Source organism: Microbacterium sp. PF5 (genome assembly GCF_004794315.1).
GTDB classification, from domain to species: Bacteria; Actinomycetota; Actinomycetes; order Actinomycetales; family Microbacteriaceae; genus Microbacterium; species Microbacterium sufflavum.
On record NZ_SSDQ01000091.1, the window covers coordinates 1 to 942 of the forward strand.

Genomic DNA, 942 nt, shown 5'->3' on the forward strand with positions numbered 1-942 from the left:
CTGCTTGTCCAGCTCGGACTTCTTCTTCTTTCCCATCGCGCGACGGAGGATGTCGGCCTGACCGATGTGGGCGACACGATCGCGTACTCGTTCACGGTCACGAACACGGGCAACGTCCCGTTGTCGGATGTGGGTGTGAACGACCCCAAGGTGGGCACCGTGACGTGCGATGTCACGACGCTCGCTCCCGGCGAGGTCGCGATTTGCACCGCGGCGCCGTACGTCATCACGCAGGCCGACGTCGACGCGGGAGGGGTCGAGAACTCCGCGACCGCGACGGGTACGCCTCCCGGGGAGGATCCGGTCCCCTCGGAGCCCGACACGATCGTGACGCCGGTCGATCAGGTGCCGTCGCTGCTGTTCGACAAGGTCGCCGGTGCCCCGGTGGATGTGAACGCCAATGGCATCACGGATGCGGGCGACACGATCGACTACACGTTCACGGTCACGAACACGGGTACGGTCACTGCGACGGACATCGCGGTCAGTGACCCGAAGGCCGGTGCCGTGACGTGTGATGTCGCCACCCTGGCCCCCGGTGAGGTCGCGAGCTGCTCGGCGGCGACCTACACGGTGACCGCGGCGGATGAGCGGGCCGGTGAGGTGGCGAACACCGCCACCGCGTCGGGGACGGATCCGAACGGCGACCCGGTCCCCTCCGACCCGGATTCGACGACGACCCCGTCGGAGGCCTCGGCCCCGGGGGTGACGATCGACAAGACCGCGGGTGACCCGGTGGATGTCAACGGCAACGGACTGACCGATGTGGGCGACACGATCGCGTACTCGTTCACGATCACGAACACCGGCAACGTTCCCCTCGCGGATGTGGGTGTGAACGACCCGAAGGTCGGCACCGTGACGTGCGATGTCACGACGCTCGCCCCGGGTGAGGTCGCGACCTGCGGGGCGACGTACACGATCACGCAGGCCGACGTCGAC

At 67.7% G+C, this 942-nt stretch carries 1 protein-coding gene; it reads left to right on the forward strand.

What is annotated here, in order from left to right; all coding sequences use genetic code 11:
* Positions 1 to 66 precede the first annotated feature (66 nt).
* Positions 67 to 942: DUF7507 domain-containing protein (locus tag DW297_RS07215; protein WP_168442817.1), on the forward strand; the 876-nt coding region annotated here is incomplete at its 3' end.